Annotated in this window: 15 protein-coding genes; 2 read left to right on the top strand and 13 right to left on the bottom strand. The window is 58.7% G+C overall.

The genetic code is table 11. From position 1 onward, the window contains the following. Window positions 1-32 precede the first annotated feature (32 nt). Window positions 33-1373, top strand: coding sequence for a 5'-deoxyadenosine deaminase (locus VE23_RS14840; RefSeq protein ID WP_021879011.1), 1341 nt, complete (start codon window positions 33-35; stop codon window positions 1371-1373). A gap of 247 nt (window positions 1374-1620) precedes the next feature. Here VE23_RS14840 and trxA read toward each other — a convergent pair whose 3' ends face one another. The 12 genes from trxA to VE23_RS14900 form a co-directional block, all read right to left on the bottom strand. Beyond that, the gene (gene trxA / locus VE23_RS14845; RefSeq protein WP_049868393.1) at window positions 1621-1932 is read right to left on the bottom strand and encodes a thioredoxin; all 312 of its coding nucleotides are present in this window, start codon (window positions 1930-1932) and stop codon (window positions 1621-1623) included. A gap of 52 nt (window positions 1933-1984) precedes the next feature. Beyond that, on the bottom strand, window positions 1985-2410 hold the full coding sequence (locus tag VE23_RS14850) for an RrF2 family transcriptional regulator (protein ID WP_048748248.1): 426 nt from the start codon (window positions 2408-2410) through the stop codon (window positions 1985-1987). A gap of 118 nt (window positions 2411-2528) precedes the next feature. Beyond that, a complete protein-coding gene (locus tag VE23_RS14855; RefSeq protein ID WP_157053967.1) occupies window positions 2529-3365 on the bottom strand; it encodes an aldo/keto reductase in 837 nt (278 codons plus the stop codon). Between the two features lie 247 nt (window positions 3366-3612). After that, window positions 3613-4944 (bottom strand): ABC transporter substrate-binding protein, encoded by a 1332-nt coding sequence (locus tag VE23_RS14860; protein ID WP_021879007.1) that lies wholly within the window; start codon window positions 4942-4944, stop codon window positions 3613-3615. A 155-nt stretch (window positions 4945-5099) separates the two neighbouring features. Further along, the gene (locus VE23_RS14865; RefSeq protein WP_049868394.1) at window positions 5100-6317 is read right to left on the bottom strand and encodes an AGE family epimerase/isomerase; all 1218 of its coding nucleotides are present in this window, start codon (window positions 6315-6317) and stop codon (window positions 5100-5102) included. 37 nt (window positions 6318-6354) lie between these two features. Further along, window positions 6355-7296, bottom strand: a complete 942-nt coding sequence (locus tag VE23_RS14870; protein ID WP_049868395.1) for a glycoside hydrolase family 113 — start codon at window positions 7294-7296, stop codon at window positions 6355-6357. A gap of 1193 nt (window positions 7297-8489) precedes the next feature. After that, window positions 8490-9326, bottom strand: coding sequence for a carbohydrate ABC transporter permease (locus tag VE23_RS14875; RefSeq protein ID WP_049868396.1), 837 nt, complete (start codon window positions 9324-9326; stop codon window positions 8490-8492). Window positions 9327-9329: 3 nt separating this feature from the next. After that, window positions 9330-10208, bottom strand: coding sequence for a carbohydrate ABC transporter permease (locus VE23_RS14880; RefSeq protein ID WP_048745312.1), 879 nt, complete (start codon window positions 10206-10208; stop codon window positions 9330-9332). A 424-nt stretch (window positions 10209-10632) separates the two neighbouring features. Continuing rightward, window positions 10633-12129 (bottom strand): response regulator, encoded by a 1497-nt coding sequence (locus tag VE23_RS14885; protein ID WP_049868397.1) that lies wholly within the window; start codon window positions 12127-12129, stop codon window positions 10633-10635. After that, a complete protein-coding gene (locus VE23_RS14890; protein WP_232316954.1) occupies window positions 12126-14015 on the bottom strand; it encodes a cache domain-containing sensor histidine kinase in 1890 nt (629 codons plus the stop codon). The genes VE23_RS14885 and VE23_RS14890 overlap by 4 nt, the downstream gene beginning before the upstream one ends. A 17-nt stretch (window positions 14016-14032) precedes the next feature. Continuing rightward, window positions 14033-15106 (bottom strand): LacI family DNA-binding transcriptional regulator, encoded by a 1074-nt coding sequence (locus VE23_RS14895; protein WP_049868399.1) that lies wholly within the window; start codon window positions 15104-15106, stop codon window positions 14033-14035. A gap of 258 nt (window positions 15107-15364) precedes the next feature. Beyond that, window positions 15365-16240: a DUF72 domain-containing protein gene (locus VE23_RS14900; protein ID WP_048748647.1), complete on the bottom strand. Its 876-nt coding sequence runs from the start codon at window positions 16238-16240 to the stop codon at window positions 15365-15367. A gap of 108 nt (window positions 16241-16348) precedes the next feature. Here VE23_RS14900 and VE23_RS14905 point away from each other — a divergent pair, with 108 nt between their 5' ends. Continuing rightward, a complete protein-coding gene (locus VE23_RS14905) occupies window positions 16349-16615 on the top strand; it encodes a hypothetical protein (protein ID WP_048748646.1) in 267 nt (88 codons plus the stop codon). A 48-nt stretch (window positions 16616-16663) separates the two neighbouring features. On the opposite strand, the gene VE23_RS14910 is transcribed toward VE23_RS14905, so the two are convergent. Then, window positions 16664-17386, bottom strand: a complete 723-nt coding sequence (locus VE23_RS14910; RefSeq protein ID WP_048748645.1) for a hypothetical protein — start codon at window positions 17384-17386, stop codon at window positions 16664-16666. Between the last annotated feature and the right edge of the window lie 42 nt (window positions 17387-17428).

Genomic DNA, 17428 nt, shown 5'->3' on the forward strand with positions numbered 1-17428 from the left:
CTATTTTTAGTTTTTGAAGGAGTGGAGATTCCATGCCCCACACGATTTTGATCCGGAACGCCCAGATCGTCACGATGAACGCGAACGAAGAGATTCTGCACGGCGATATCCGGATCGAGGACGACCGGATCGCCGCGATCGGCCCGGATCTCGACGCCAGCGGCGCCGACCGCGTCATCGACGCTTCCGGCCGCACCGTCATCCCCGGCTTTGTCCAGACCCACATCCACCTGTGCCAGACTTTGTTCCGCGGCAAGGGGGACGATCTGGAGCTGCTGGACTGGCTGCGCAAGCGCATCTGGCCGCTGGAGGCCGCCCACGACGAGGAGTCCATCTATTACTCCGCCATGCTCGGCATCGGCGAGCTGCTGCAGAGCGGCACGACGACGATCGTGGACATGGAGACCGTTCATCACACCGACTCGGCCTTCCAGGCCATCGCTGCAAGCGGCATCCGCGCGCTGTCCGGCAAGGTCATGATGGACCGCAAAGGAAGCGACATCCCGCTGCCGCTGCAGGAAGAGACGAAAGCCTCGCTGCAGGAGAGCGTCGACTTGCTGGAGAAATGGCATAACCACGACAACGGCCGGATCCGCTACGCCTTCTCCCCGCGCTTCGTCATCTCCTGTACGGATGAGCTGCTCCGCGAGGTCGCCAGTCTCTCCGACCGCTATCAGGTGAACGTCCATACCCATGCCTCCGAAAATCTCGGCGAGATCGAGCTGGTGGAGCAGATGACCGGCATGCGCAATATCGCCTACCTCGATCATATCGGGCTTGCCACGGACCGGCTGATCCTGGCCCACTGCATCTGGCTGGACGACAACGAGAAGCGGATCATCCGCGAGCGGGGCGTCCATGTCAGCCATTGCCCGGGCTCCAACCTCAAGCTCGCCTCCGGCATCGCCGAAGTTCCCGATATGCTCGATACAAGCATCAGCGTGAGCCTTGGAGCGGACGGAGCGCCATGCAACAACAATCTCGACATGTTCAACGAAATGCGTCTGGCAGCCCTCATCCAGAAGCCGATCCACGGGCCGACGGCGATGGATGCGCGCAGCGTCTTCCGCATGGCGACGATCGGCGGAGCCAAGGCGGTCGGCATGAGCTCGGAGATCGGAAGTCTGGAGGTCGGCAAAAAAGCCGATCTGGCTATCCTCAACCTGAACCAGTTCCACACGTTCCCGTCCTTCGATGTGGACATTATCTCCCGCATCGTCTATTCCGCCACCCGGGCGGATGTCGAGACGACGATCGTCGACGGCAAGGTGCTAATGGACCGCGGCGTCATGCTGACCGTCGACAAGGACGTAACGCTCCGCGAGGCGGACCGCTCCATCCGCCGCCTGCTGCAGCGCAGCCCTCTGACGTAGAAAGACGGCTCAGCCCGAAAAAGCCTCGTCCTCCTTTAAAGGAGGCGCGAGGCTTTTTCGGCGAGCTTGCCGGACAGATGCGGCGGCGACAACCCGAAGACTGCAGCTAAATCCAAATAAGAAGCCGTCAAAAAAACCCCGGTCTTCGCCGCGAGGCGCTGAGACCGGGGTTGTTGTTGCGCTGATGCCGCCGCATCGCGGCTGGTGCCGAAGAGAACGGCGGCGGCGCAAGCCGCAAGGCGGAAGCTTACAGCTGGCTTTGGATTTTGTTTTTCAGGGCGTCTTTGCTTTGCACGCCGACCATTTTGTCGACCGGCTGGCCGTCCTTGAACAGGATCAGCGTCGGGATGCTCATGACGCCGAATTGGGAAGCCAGCTCAGGCTCTTCGTCGACGTTGATCTTGGCGATCGTTGCCGTGCCGGCAAGCTCCGTGGAGAGCTCTTCGACGATCGGAAGCTGCATTTTGCAAGGTCCGCACCAAGGAGCCCAGAAGTCTACCAGGGACACGCCGGATTGCACGGATTCATTGAAGGTTTCTTTCGTCAGTGCTACTGCCATGTTCAATCATCCTCTCGGTTAAATAATTCATTCCATCTACCCCGGATGCCGCTCAACACGAATCGCAGCTATGGATGTCCTTGAGCACGCCGGCGATGGTCAAGCCGGAGAAGTAATCCTCCAGCTGCTGCTCGGCCGTGCAGAAGATACGGTTCATGACTTCGTTCATGTTGGATCCGACGAGACAATCGCAATCCGGATCGCCCGAGCACCAGTTCGGCATCAGCGACCCTTGCGCAATCGTCCGGTACACATCCTTCAGCGTCACCTCTGCTGGATCCATCAGAAGCCGGTAGCCTCCTCCGGAGCCCTCGCGCGTGGCCACGTAGCCGCTGCGCTTGAGATAACCCATCACCTTGCGGACGCGGGCCGGATTGGTGCACACGTTCTCGGCGATCGTTTCGCTGGAGGCGCTGCCTTCCGGCAAGTAAGCCAGCAGCACCAGGCTGTGGACGGCAATCGTAAATTCACTGTTCATGCGAGACGGCCACCCCGTTTCGTACTGTAATAATACCAGTTACAGTTGAGAGTGTCAAGAGGAGGGCGTCCTTAGTGTGCGCCTTGGATATGCCCGTTATCCGCCGTCCCGCCTGCAATCAAAAGTCGAAGTTGTCGGGATCGGCTCCGAAGCGCTTGTTCTGGTTCAGCCCTTCGATAAGCGCCATGTCCTCATGGGACAGCTCGAAGTCGAATACGTCCGCATTTTCGCGAATCCGCTTCTCGTTCGTCGATTTCGGAATCGTAATGACGCCGTTCTGCAAGTCCCAGCGGAGCACGATCTGCGCCGGCGTCTTGCCGTACTTGTCCGCCAGCTCGTTCAGCTGCGGCACATCAAGGTTGCCCTGCATCAGCGGGCTCCAGGCTTCCAGCACGATGCCTTGATCCTGGCAGAATTGGCGAAGCTCGGTCTGGGCGAGCAGCGGATGGTATTCCACCTGGTTGACCATCGGCTTGATCTCCGCATCCTGGAGGAGATCCTCCAAGTGATGCACATGGAAGTTGCAGACGCCGATCGCGCGTACTTTGCCGTCCTTGTACAGCTGCTCCAGAGCGCGCCAGGTTTCCTTATACTTGCCTTTGACCGGCCAATGGATCAAATACAGATCGATGATTTCGAGACCGAGCTTGCGGCGGCTCTCTTCGAAAGCGGCAAGCGTGCTGTCGTAGCCCTGCTCCGCGTTCCAAACCTTGGTCGTGATGAACAGCTCGTCGCGCGGCACGGAAACGTCCGCGATCGCACGGCCGACGCCTTCTTCATTGCCGTAGATCTTCGCGGTGTCGATGCTGCGGTAGCCGGCGTTCACGGCATCCTTGATCGCCTGCTCGACCTGGCCTTCCTCCGTGACTTTCCAGACGCCCAGTCCCAGGCGCGGCATGCGCACGCCGTTGTGCAGCTCGGCCGTATCTTGAAGTCCCTGCAGTTGTACCGTCATTCCGAACATCTCCTCCACATCGAATGTTTGCTTTTCGACCCTTTACCCTACTTATTTTACCACCCGGCCCGCCCGTCAAACAAACAAGGCTGGCGAGGGCGGCAAGGAGCCGAAACATGATGTCCGGTTCAATCGATGGGGCAAATGCGTCAGGCAGGCGCAACCTGCTCGGATAAACTCATTCATGGCGAACCTGACAAAAAAACAGGCTCCCGAATCGGGAGCCTGCTTGGCATGGGATCCGGTTTTAGTAGCCCAGATCCGTTTTGGCTTTCGCCCATTTTTTGTTGAGGTCGTCCAGTCCGGCTTTCAGATCCTTGGAGATGAGCAGATCCTGGATGTAGTTGCCCGTGCCGATGCCGATTTGCGCTTTGTTCGCGATTTCCGCGAATTTCGGATCGTTAGGCAGCCCTTCGATGAACGTCGGGTTCGTCGCCTGGAACTCGGCCAGCTGCGGGGATTCCGCTTTTTCCGATTTGATGATCGGCATGAAGCCGGAATCCTTCACATAACCGGATTCTTTAACGAAGAAGTCGACCCATGCGGTAGCGAGCTCTTTGTTCTTGCTGTTTTTGCTGACGGCGATCATGTAGTCGGAGCCCAGAGGCGCGTTCAGCTTGCCGCTGTTGTCGTAAGGGAACGGCACGAAGCCGATGTCGTCGGAGGAAGCGCCGGCTGCCTCGACTTGCGGAATGACCCAGTTGCCGAGGAAGTACATGGCAGCTTTGCCGCTGGCCACTTCGCCTTTGGACATTTCCCAGTTGTTCGTGTACAGGTCTTTCTCCACCCAGCCCTTGCTGATGAATTCACGGCCGATTTGAGCCAGCTGGCCCCATGCGTTGTCCATTTGGAAAGGAGCCGGATCGGCGGCCATTTTGGATGTGAGGTCCGCTTCGCCTGCAACATAGAACGCGGAGCCGTCGCCCCATGTGCCCATCGGCCACTGAGCGCCGAAGTTCATGTAGAGCGGGATGATGCCGGCGTCTTTCAGCTTCTGCGCGTCAGCGTACAGCTCATCGAGCGTCGTCGGCGCCTTGTCGATGCCGGCTTTCTTGAACGCCTGCTTGTTGTACACGAGGCCTTGCGTATTGACGCCGGTCGTGATGCCGTAGCGCTTGCCTTCGAAGGCGTTGTTGTCTGCGAAGTAGACGTCGTCGAACATCGAATCCGGAAGCGGCTCGAAATACTTCGGATAGTCGGTAGCCGGCATGCCCGCTGGCACCATCAGCACATCGCCCGTCTCGCCTGTCGTCAGGCGCGTCTTGATATCGGTCGCGTAGTTCGTCAGGCCTTCGAATTCAACCTTCGCATCCGGGTTTTTCTCTTGGAACTTCTTGACGTATTTGTCCATGGTGCCGTCGTTGATGTAGTCGGTGCGGTGCGTCAGCACTTTGAGCGTGCCCTTCAGGCCGCTTGCTTCGCCCGTGCCGCCGGCATTCGTGTTGGATGCCGTTCCCGTATTGGCCGCGCCCGTGTCGCCTGTGTTGCCGGCGTTGCCGCTGTTGTTATTGTTGCCGCATGCGGCAAGCATGGACAGGGAGAGGACGGCTGTCATTGTGACCAAAAGCGGTTTTTTCATGTTTTTTTGCCCCCTAAAATATAGTGTGCGGAATTATGCGGGTTTTGCGTTCTTTGTTTCGAAACCGTTTTCTGTTATCGCTTACATGACCTATTCTAGTCCTTGCGGTCTTGCAAAAAAATGAACTGCGTTTGTTTTTATTGTCATCTCTTATGCTAACGAGATCTTTTTGTTAGCGATTCCAAACGCTCCACCGCTTCCAGGCAGGCGCGGCTGTTATGATAAGGACATTTCCAGGCGCCTACCTTCTGCTGCATGGGATTCGGCACGCCGTCGCGGGTAACCTGCCAATGCCATTCGCCGCCTTCGCGGTCGCTGATCTTCTCCTGGATGAACCGCCAGCTGCGCTGCGAAGCCTCCAGATAACGCTCTTCACCGGATAGCTGATAAGCGTTCAGATAGCCGACCATCGCCTCGGCCTGCGGCCACCAGTCCTTGCTGTCGTCCAGCTTCCCGTTTCCATGCAGCTCGTTGAAAACAGCTCCGTCCTCATCCGTTCCTTCCTCGAGCGTCGCATGCGCCATCGCAAGTGCAGCCTTATGGACGCGGGCTTCAAGCTCCGGATCTCCGAGCACTTCCGCCGCTTCCCACAGCAGCCAGCTGCCTTCGATATCATGGCCGTAGGAGACGTCGGCGGCCTGCGAATTCCATTCGTCGTCGAAGAACAGCAGGAAATGGCTGCCGCGGCTGTCCAAGATCCGGTCCAGATGCACCTCGATCAGCTCTTTGAGCTTCAAGCGAAGTCCTTCCGGCTTCCAGATCCGGTACAGGTTCGTATAGGCTTCCAATACGTGAAGGTGGGTATTCATGGATTTGCGCTCATTGAGGTCCTTGCCGCTCAGGCTGAGATCGTCCGTTTCGCTCCAATCCCTGGCGAGAGCCTCGATGTAGCCGGTATGGACGGGATCATAGGCGTAACGCTCCAGGAGACGGTAAATCTCCTCGGCGAGTCCAAGCGGCTCGCGATTGCCCGTCGCACGGACATATTCCGCCAGCGCATAAATGACGAAGGCCTGGCCGTAAACCTGCTTTTTATCCTCGGATGGGCTGCCTTCGGGATGGATCATCCAGTAGAAGCCGCCATGCTCCTCGTCCTTGAAGCGGGTCTTCAACTGATCAAGAGCGCGGTCCGCCATGCGCAGATCGTCTTCCTGGCCGTAACGGCGATAGGCAGCTGCGAATGTCCATAGAATGCGGGCGTTCAGCACGAGCGACTTGTGCGCCCCGGGCACGATTTCACCGGCTCCGTTCATCTCGCCGATGAAGCCCCCGTTCGTTTCGTCGAGCGTATGCTCCTTCCAAAAGCCGAGGATGTTCTCCTTCAGCTCCTTTTCCAGCTCTGCGCGCCATTCGGCGTTCATGGATTCAATCATCGTATAGATCCTCCTTCGTGAAAATAGAAGCCTGCGCTTAAACCCGTCCGTAGTAATCCCTCACGACTGCAGCGGCAGGCTTGCCGTACATGCAGTAATCGTCGTTGGCCGCGGCATCCTCTTCGCTGTACAGCCTTGCCGGCCAATCCCAGAGCATGAAGCCGCGCACCCACTCGCGCTTCTCGCAGGCTCCGAACATCGCCTCGTAATAGCTCTTCTGCGCTTCGCCGGACGGAGCTCCGGGAAGCGACCAGTCGTTGGGCCGCAGCGGGGAGCCTTCGCGGCTCGGACAGCCGGCTTCCATGAAGAAGAACGGCTTCCCGTAAGGAGAAACGGCCTCGTGGATGCGGTCGAGATGCTGCTCCCACTCGCCGATCGGATAATAGCCGCTGGAGGAAATGATGTCGACCGCATCCCACCATTTCACGTTGCCCTCCTGGTACTTGTCGCAGTTGTAGGTGATCAGGCCGCCATACACCTTGCGTACTTCGGCGATCAGCGCCCTCCATTCGGCTTCCCGCTTGTCGGTCTGCACCATCTCGCAGCCGATGCAGAGCATCTCGCAGCCTTCCTGCTCGGCGATCTCCGCATAGTGGAGGATGAACTTCCCGTAGGAAGCGAACCACTGGCTCCAGGTCGGCTCGCCGGGGATGTCCATGTCGAAGAAATTGATATGCGCCCTCCAGGTTCCGTCCGCGCAGTTGACTACCGGCTTCATGACCACCTTCATGCCCATTTCCTTCGCCCGGCGGATCGCGGCGCGAACCTCGCCGTCCGTGACGGTCGGCTCCTGCCAGTACGTGATTTCGGTCGATTGCGCCGTCGCCTGCATCGCTCCAAGCGTGATTCCTGCCCAGCCGACGTTCAGCTTGGCCATCTCGTTCATGGAATGCTCGGCCTCGGGGCCTTCCCAGGTCCCTCTTACTCCGGTCCATCCCCAGGTCATGCCGGTAATCATTTCGAGTTCGGGTTTGCTCATTTTGTTGTTCCTCCTCGTAAAAATGCTTAACATCCAACCGATTGGTCGCCATCCCCGCCGGCGTTACTTAAACCACTCGCCGGAGTTACATAAACCACTCGCCGGAGTTACATAAACCATCCAACTAATTCTGGATATTCTCGCTGCGCAATCATGAACATCCAACACAGAACGGCTCTATCCTCGCCGGCGCTATATAAACCATCCAACTAATTCTGGATTCCCGCTTCGCAATCATGAACATCCAACACAGATTGGCCCTGTCCTCGCCGGCCTTTACTTAAACCATCCAACTAATTCTGGACTATTCCCGCTGCGCGATCATGAACATCCAACACAGATCGGCTCTATCCTCGCCGGCGTCACTTAAACCATCCAACTAATTCTGGACTATTCCCGCTGCGCGATCATGAACATCCAACACAGATCGGCTCTATCCTCGCCGGCGTTACATAAACCATCCAACTAATTCCGGATTATTCTCGCTGCGCGATCATGAACATCCGACAAATTGTGTACTAGCTTCGCGTTTTCGGCCCATGCTGCGTTCGCCCGGCTTGCTTTCTTATCGTATGATCTCAATCCTGGCAGCTTGGCCGATTGCAGCTCCTGTCGCCCGAGCCTCGCTTGTTATCGGACATACGATCCGTTATTTTGTCGTTTCAATACCTAACCAGCTTGTTATCGGACATGAGATCCGTTATTTCGCCAAAATGAGACCCTACGAGGGTTAAAATCGCTGAATAACGGATCGTATGTCCGATAAATGGTGAAATCCTTGCTTTTGAGCCGAATAGCGGATCGTATGTCCGATAAATTAAAAAACAGACGAGTACTGTGGCTCCGAAACTTCATCGTTGAAACTTCCCTTTCTCCCTCCAAGCGGAGCGGAGGAGGCCTCGCCTCGTTGTTGTTCTCCCTCCAAGCGGAGCGGAGGAGGCCATCCGAATCCGGAAAAGCGGCAGCGTTCGCCTTTGAAGACGGATTGCAACCCTGTCAGGGGGTGTAAATCAGAGCAATCCGGCTTCAACAGCGATTGGAGGATCGGATGGCCTCCACAGCGCAGCTGGCGCTTCTCCCTCCGATGGCCTCCGCAGCGCAGCTATCATTTCCCCCTCCGATGGCCTCCGCAGAGCAGCTGCCCCTTTCCCAAGGAAACAGCAAAGGCGGCCCTCAAGCCGCCTCTGCAATTTTTACTTGACCGCCCCGTTCGTAACCCCAGCGAAAATATAGCGCTGAAGGAAGAGGAACAAGACGACCGTCGGAATGAAGATGATCAGGATGCCGGCCGAGATGACGTTGAGCTGGGCGGCATTCGGCCCAACGAACGAGTAGATCGCGGTAGAGACGACCTTGAGCTTTTGGCTCGGCATGTACAGGTAAGGCGTATAGAAGTCATTGTAGATGGAAATCGTCTTCAGGATGATGAGCGTCGCCGTGGCCGGGGCCAGCAGCGGGAAGATGATGGAGCGGTAGATCTTGAACAGCGAAGCCCCTTCCATCATCGCGCTCTCGTCCAGGTCTTTCGGAATGCTGTTGACGAACTGGAGATAGATGACGATCTGCAGCACGTCGGCGCCGATGTACAGAATGATCGGAGCGCCCATCGTGTTGTACAGGCCGAGCTTCTGGATGACGGAGAACGTGGCGACCTGCGTCGTCACCATCGGGATGACCTGGGCGACGAGGTACATGCCCATGATCGGCTTTTTCAGCTTGAAGTCGAAGCGGCCCAAGGCGTACGCGACCATCGTGCCGAGCACGACGTTGCCGGCGACAGCCGCAACGAGGATGATCAGCGTGTTCTTGAAGCCGAGGCCGAGATCTCCGACATCGTATACTTTTTTGAAGTTGTCGAAGTTGAAGAAGTCATGCGGCAGCGCCAGGGAGGACGACTGGTAGTACTCCATCTGGGTTTTGAACGCGCCGACGAATACCGAGTAGATCGGGAAAAACACGACGAACAGGGCGAGCACGATCGTGAGATATTTGAAAGCCGTGAACAGCGGCGAGCTTTTCTCTTGATCCATGGTTTATTTCCCCTCCCTGAACAAGACTTTGCGCTGGATGACGATGAAGATCAGTACGATGATGAGCAGCACGACCGCCATGGCCGATGCGAGGCCGAAGCTCTGATACTTGAAGGCCGTGTCCACGGTCTGGATGACGAAGGTCTGCGTTCCGTTGGCTCCGAGCATCATGACGTAAGGAATATCGAAGGCCTCGAGGGCGCCGGTCAGCGTCAGCAGCAGCATGAGCGAGAGGACGCTTTTGATGCTGGGCGCGGTAATGAAGCGGAATTTCTGCCAGCCGGACGCGCCGTCGATCGATGCCGCCTCGTAAATGTCCCCGGGAATGGACTGCAGGGCGCCGATGAAGATCACCATGTTGAGGCCCATGTATTTCCACATCGAGATGAACGCCAGAGAAACGTTGACCAGATGCGGATTGCCGAGCCAGCTCTGCTGCCAGGAATCCAGTCCGACTGCGCGCAGAAGGCCGTTCAAGGCTCCATAGTCGAGATGGTACACGTTCTTGAACATGATGACCGTCGCGACGCTGTGCAGCACATACGGCAGGAACAGCGCGACGCGGAAGCCGTATTTCCCCTTCAGCCTTCCGGTCAGGATAACGGCGAACCACAGGGAGAAGGCCACCTGGATCAAGCCGCCGACGAAGTAGTAGGCGTTGTTCTTGAGGGCGTTGAACACCTCGGGCTCGGAGAAGATCTGCTTGTAGTTGTCCAGGCCTACCCAGTTCATGTCCCAGCCGGTGCCGGTCCAGTCCGTAAAGCTGTAGTAGATCAGGGAAACGGCCGGATAGTACGAGAATGTAAGGCTGAGCAGGACCGGTATGGTCAGAAAGCCGAACAAGATCAGTAATCGCTGCGTTTTGTAGGTAAGCCGATTCACGAAGTTTCCCTCACTTTCATTTGCCGGGATTGATACCGCTTTCAGTATAGACAATTATAGGCCCTTCCCTGGACTTTGCGAATGGACGGTGTTTGGTTTTGTTGTCTTCAATTGTGCTAACTCTGTTAGCTGCGTTAGCTTATGCAGCAAACAGGCATCTGCACGGATGCAGATGCCTGTTCCACTCGCCTGCCGGAACGGGATTCCCCTCATCAAGGCGATATCCATTCCTGCTATTTTAATCGCTGCCGTCCGTTGGCTGCTTTCCACCCTCCGCCTCTGGCTTGCCGTCTGCATGAGCCCTCGAAGCACATGAGCCTGCAATGACGACGATGCCGGATATGCTGTTGATGCTTATGCTCGCGCAAGTCAAGCAGCGGCTGCAAACCGAAGGCAGCAGCGAAGCGGCAATGGCTTCTTCCCGCTATCTGGCGCCGTCCCTGTATTCCTTGGGCGTTTTCCCTGTGGCCCGCTTGAATGCCTTGGTGAAGTAGGCGGGATCCGTGTAGCCCGACAGCTCGCCGACCTCGTAGGTTTTCAGCTCCGGACGTTCCTTCAGCAGCTTCTTGGCCTGCTCGATCCGCACCGAGATCGCATAATCGGTTATCGTTTCTCCCGTTTCGCTCTTGAACAGCTTGCTGAGATAACTCGGCGTCAAATGCACCAGATCGGCAAGCTTCTGCAGGTCCAGCTCCTCGCTGTAATGCTCATGCAAATAAGCTTTGACGGTTTCGACCGACCGGCTTTCATGCCGCTGGTCCTTGACCCGCCGCAGTCCTTCCTGGAAAATCTCCCGCAGCGCCGCCGCGTAGCGCTGCCACTCGGGGAAGCTGCCGGGCTGCGGCATGAAAGGGCTCGCAGACTCCTTCCTTTCCGTCAGCCCCTCCTCCAGGGCGGCGGCCGCTTCCGCTGCGGCATCGACAAGAACGCTCCACGCCATGCGCAGCTTTCCAGCCTCCCGAATCCATTCGTCCAGCGCTTCGGAAGCGCCGTCGAGATCGCCCGCCTTGACGGCTCCTTTGGCCTTGTCCACCCATCTGCGGAGCGGCTCCGGATCGGCCTGCCGCTGAGGCGCGGGGGCATATGCGGCGACGGGCTGTCCAGACGGAGCATACCAGGCGTTATGGCAGGCGGACTCCGCCTCCCTGTACGCTTGGCCCAAGCCGGATCCGCCGCTGTAGACGCCTCCCGTCCCGATCCGGGCTTCCATCGAGATCGGCAGCCTGCCCAGCAGCGTCACCGCGAGCTCTCTGGCCGTATCGGCATGGTCGCCCTTGCGCAGGCCGATCAGCAGAGCGACGCTCCCTCCCTCCCTGACGAGGGCGAGGCTGTCCCGGCGCAGCTCGGCCGCGGCCCGGCGCAGCTCCTCCCCGTCCAGCTCAGGAAGGACATGCAGCACCATGAACGCATACAGGCCCCGGATCAGCGGCAGCTCGTCGAGCTGGTCGCATGCCGACTGCCATACCGGACGAGGAATCCGCGACGAATCTGCGGACAGCATAAGCTCCAGCAGCGATTCCGGCTGGAAAGGCTGCCGTCCGCGCTGCTCGCCGACCTTGCCCTCCACCCTTTCGAGCAGCCGCTCCAGCTCCTCCTGATTGACGGGCTTGAGCAGATAGTCCTCCACGCCGCAGCGAAGAGCTTCGCGCGCATAATTGAAGTCGTTGTGGCCGCTCAGGATGGCGATATGAACGGCGCTTCCCCGGCTGCGCAGCTCCGCGGCCAGCTGGAGGCCGTCCATCTGCGGCATGCGGATGTCGGTGATGAGCAGATCCGCTCCGGATTCCTCCAGCCTGCTGAGCGCTTCCCTCGCGCTCCCCCAGACGCCGACAACGCTGTAAGCGGGATTGGTCCGCTCGATGATCTTCGCCAAGCCAAGACGGATCTTCTCCTCGTCGTCTACGACGGCTACTTTGATCATGGTCCTTCCTCCTCCCCTCTTCCGGCTCCGCTGTCCGGCGCCAGATGCGCCGTATCCGGAATTCTCATGGTGACGCAAGTTCCATTGGACGGCTCTCCGTCCACTTTAAGTCCGCTGGATGGTCCGTAACGCAGCTGCAGCCGCTCCTGCACGTTGCGCAGGCCGATTCCTCCCGCGTACGGGTCAGGCTCGCCCTCCGGCTCCCCCGGCTGCAGACGGCTGCGTACAAGCTCCAGCTCCTCCTCCGCAAGACCCCGGCCGTCATCGCAGATGATGAACAGGCGGTCGGGACCGTCCACGCGCGTCTCGATCGAGATGTTCAGCCATTCCCGTTCGTCGTCGAAGCCGTGCAGCACCGCATTTTCCACGATCGGCTGGAAGATCAGCTTCATGACGCTCGTGTCGGCATGCCGGGCCTCCGGCGAGATGCTCAGCCTGAATCGGGCTCCGTAGCGGTGGTTCATCAGCTCGATATACTGCTCGAGATGCTCCCACTCCCTGGCGACGGATACCAGGTTGTCTCCCGCATGGAGACTGTACCGCAGCTGCTCGCCGAGCAGCTGCACCATGCGGCTTACCTCCGCGTCGTCGTTGAGAATCGCCGTCATGCGGATCGACTCCAGCGTATTGTAGATGAAATGCGGGTTGATCTGCCGCTGCAGGTTCTCCAGCTGCGCCTCCGTCCGGCGCTTCTCGATCCGGTAGATGTTGTCGATCAGCTCGCGGATTCTTGCGACCATGCGGTTGAAGGCGTGTCCGACCATGCCGGCCTCGTCGCGGCGCTTGACCGGAAACTGGACGTCGAAGTTTCCTCCCTGCACTTGCCGCATCAGGACGATGATGGAACGAAGCGGCTTGGTCAGAGCCAGGATCAAAATCAGGGTAATAACGAGCGCAGCGGCCATGGACAGCCCGGCTGCGGCCAAGCTGTACATGCGGTTGCGCGCCGCATCCTCCACCAGATGCTTTTGCGGGACGGTAATGAGCAGCTTCCAGCCCGTCTCGGGAGACTGCCGGTAGATGACGAGGTTCTCCTCCCCGGCCACTTCCGTCCGGAAGCTTCCCGATGCCCCCTTCGCTTGCTTCAGCAGCGGCGTCTGCCCGAGGTTCTGGGCCAGGAACTGGCGCTCGCTGTCGTAAATGATGTTGCCCTCTTCATCGGCGATGATCGTCGTGCCCCGGGTCGCTTCGTCGAGATCCGTCACCATGTTTTCGATGACCCCGATGTTGGCGTCGACGGCGATGAGGCCGACCGAGTTGAAGGAGGTCGTGATGATGTCCCGGACGACCGTGAACACATATTGCTTGTTGTGCGAATTGCTTGTCACCGCCTGCGTGCTGACCAGCACAGGAGTTCCGTTCCGCGCCTGCGCGAGCTGCTTCCAGCGGGAGTAAGTTTCGCGCAGGTCGTTGCGCACGCCGCCGCTCTTGACCGCGGTATAGGGATTGCCCAGCTTGTCGAACAGGTACACGTTGCTGGACCCTTCCTTGAGGTTGTTCATGAAATAGATGCTGCTTTCGATTTCGCGCTGGATTTTCAGCTTGAAGCTCCGTTCCTCCCACTGATAGGAAGGATCGCTGTCCGGATTTTCCCCCCGGTGGTTTTCATAAAAAAGGTTGGACTGCTCAAGTCCGCTCTGAATTTCGTCGAGATACGCCGGGATGATGGAAATCTGCTTCATATCGTGGATGTAGTCGTCCAGCGAGTTCATCATTTTGCCGGAAATCTGGGACGCGAACGTAATCGTATTGTTCTCGATCGTGCGGAAATTATGGGATGCGGATACATACGTAATGACCGCGATCGGCAGCAGCACGACAAACACGTATACGATGAACAGCCTGGCCTCCATCCGATGCCAGAGGGGATCGAGCCGTAGCTTCAAGCGGCCAAGCAAGCCTCTCATAACCTTGGAGACGCCGCCGTCGAGCGGCGGATGACCAGCTCGCCGGTCAGCAGCACCTTCTCCACGGGGTTCGCCGGCTGCTCGGCTCGGCGCAGCAGCGCCTCGACGGCCCGCCGTCCCATGCCGTGCTTGTGCACATGCACCGTCGTCAGCGTCGGACTCGAGAGGGCGGCATCCTGAATGTCGTCGAATCCGGTGACCGACACGTCTCCCGGCACGGAAATCCCCATCCGGGCCAGCAGCGTCATGACGCACATGGCGATGGAGTCGTTGGCGCACGAAAACGCGGTCGGCATCCTGCCTTCCCTCGCCAGCTCCTGCAGCATCGGCTCCAGCGCTTCCGTCATTTCCGAACGGTTATGTCCCCGCACGGTCAGCAGCCCGTCATGCTGGCCCGAGGCTTCCAGCCCATGCTCCTCCAGCATGGAGCGGAAGCCGAACCAGCGGTCGTAGAAACTGCGCGAATAAGACAGATTGCCGACGAACTGCAGGTTCCGGTGTCCAAGGCCGATCACATAATGGACGATGCGCCTCATCCATTCGAAGTTGTTCATCGACAGCACATCCGTCGGGATGAGCGGCTCTTCGTGGTCGATCAGCACCATCGGAATGCCGAGATTGCGGATCTCCAGCAGGCTTGGATAGGAGATGAGACCGACCCCGATCAGCCCCATCACCCCTCTGGGATTGATCATCGTGGAGAACTGGCTCGTAATCTGCTCCGTCACCAGCATCGAGCCGATTCCCCGCTCGTCCAGCTCCTCCTGGGCGCCTTCGATGATGCGTCCCCAGTAGTACGACTGACGGGTCTGGAAGCGGACGTTCGGGACGAGGATGATCACTTGCTTGTTGATGTTGACGGACTTGCCCTCATAGACCGGCGCCTGGATGACGTCCGCGGCAGCCGCGTCCCGCGCGGGGAACTTGTACCCGAGCTGGATGGCCGCCTGTACGATCCGGTCCCTCGTCTCGGGCTTGACGCCCCCCTTGCCGGACAGGGCTTTGGATACGGCGAACTTCGACATCCCGACATGGTCGGCAATATCCTGCATCGTCACTTTGGCATTCATATTGTTGAACCCGCCCATCTGTTAGGTTGTTAGGTTGATTTCTATTCCGCAAGCTAACAGCTATGATACCATGAAACGCTCTCCTGATTTCTACCTTTAGATTTTCAATCGCTGCCGAACTCATACGGAACGATGTCTTTTATTCCTCCCGCCCCCATGAACGAGCTGATCCTGTCGGTAAAATCCATATCACGAAAAAACCGATCCTGCATTTCCCCGCCGGGAAATCAGAATCGGCATCTTTCCTTATTTGCGGTGTCAAAACAGCTCCAATTGCTCCACATCCGGATCCGCTTCCCTGGCAGCATCGGCGGGAAGGGCAGGGAGCGGCTGCCCCAGCAGGGTCATGAGTTCCCTGGCATTGTCCGCCGCGTCGCCGCCGGAGTTGTTGTTGAAGATGACCGCAACCCGCTCCGACTGCCTCTCCAGCCTCGTCAGCCGTTCGGCCCATTCCTCCAGCTCCTCCGTGCTGTACCGGTACAAATAGCGGACCTCCCGCCAGTTCGGGCGGCCGGAGGAATGCCAGCCGGAGACATTGCGCCCGTGCAGACGGACCAGCGTGAAGCCGCTGTCCGTCGCTTCCTCGACGATCGGCACCGAGCCTTCCCCCGCCTGCGGCTCGTCGCAGACGGAATGATACCAGCCTTGATCCCGCATGAAAGCAAGCGTCTTCTCCCTCATCCCCGGAACGAACCAGCTCTGATGCCGGAATTCCAGCGCGCAAGGCACTCCTTCCATGCGGGCTTTGGCTTCGCGAAGCACAGCGACGTTCTCCCTCGTGCAGTCGAACCAGGGCGGATATTGGAACAGAACGCAGTCAAGCTTGCCGCTCTCTAGCATCGGCGTCAGCGCAAGCTTGAAATCGGCGAACATCGCGTCCTCGTCCGGATACGGAATCTTGCCGCGGGAATGGCCGGTCATGCCCTGGTATGCCTTGACGACGAAGCGGAACGCATCCGGAGTGTCCGCCGTCCATTTCTCCATATTCCGCTTGGGCTGCACCGCATAAAAGCTGCTGTCCACCTCCACGGTTCCAAACAGCTCTCCGTAGGTGTGGAGCTTGTTCCGTGCGCTTTCCCTGGTCGGATAGAGCTTGTCGTGATCCCCCCAGCCCGCGAGTCCTATCGTGATCATCGCTTCCCTTCTCCTTTCCGCAAAACGTACATTTTCTGTCATGCCCGACAGCCGCACAGGAATAGAATAACCACGAAAGCATCCTAACTTAACGAGGGTGGTGTCGGGATGGCGTTCGTATGGGCCGCAATTGTCGTGCTGGTTGTGGGAGCCATTGTTTTTGCCAGCATCAAGGCAGGCAAAGGATGGGTTCTCGCCAAGTCGGAGAGCAGCATCAGAGCCGACAGGCTGTACCGCTTGCAAGCCTATCTCAAGGATCATGGAGTGAAGACCAAGCTGAGCGAGGAAGCCGGCAGCCTGCGCCTGCTTGTCCGCCGCGGCGAAGCGGAGCGGGCCCGCCGGCTGGCGGAGGCCTTCGGCGACGAAGGCCATTAATGCCGGCTCAGGCCGGTATCCGCCGCAGTCCGCAAGGTCATGCCGCCCCTATTCGGGCGGCGGCCCTTGGGGGGACCGTCTGGACGGAGCTCCCTTCGGGCGGCGGCCCGATTGCCCCCTGACCAGGCGATAGCCGAGGCGGATTCCGTTCATCATCCAGGGCGGGATGCGCAGCGAGCGATCCGGCTTGGCGAATAAAGGCCGGTAAAGAGCATAGTAGGCTTTTTTCAAATCCGTCCACATGCTGCAGGGCTCCGGCTTCAAGAAATCGGATACGTCGACGACGATCCCCCTTCCGTCGCTGACCATCACATTTTTCCCATGGACATCATGAGGGTTCAGTCCTCTCGAGGCTGCGTAGGCGAGCGCTTCGTCCACGTCGGCAATCGCCTGCTCCGGTATGACAAGCCCCTCCAGCAGGCTTCGGTAGAGCGTCACTCCGCGCAATCGCTTCAGCAGCAAGTACCGGGTGCCTTCATGCTGGCCGGATGCATAACATCGGCCATAGGCAGGATGCTCCCCCAGCTTGCGGTATACCTCGACCTCATCCTCCCAGCCTTCCCGGTCCGGGGCATAAACCTTGACCGCCAGCCCTTCGAGCTCCGGATGAGCCAGCACCGCGGCATAGTTGCCGCAGCCGAGCAGCTCCCAGCCCGGAGGAATATCCAGCGCCTGCACCGGATGGCGCAAGCTCCCGCTTTCGAGCTTCAGCCCAGGCAGCAGCTCCGTGCGTATTCTTTCTTCGGCATGCCTTACTGCCCGCTGTTCCATTCGATGTCCCTCCAAAATAAGAGAAGGCCCGCAAGCGGACCG

The sequence above is a fragment of the Paenibacillus sp. D9 genome (genome assembly GCF_001188365.1).
GTDB classification, from domain to species: Bacteria; Bacillota; Bacilli; order Paenibacillales; family Paenibacillaceae; genus Paenibacillus_O; species Paenibacillus_O humicus.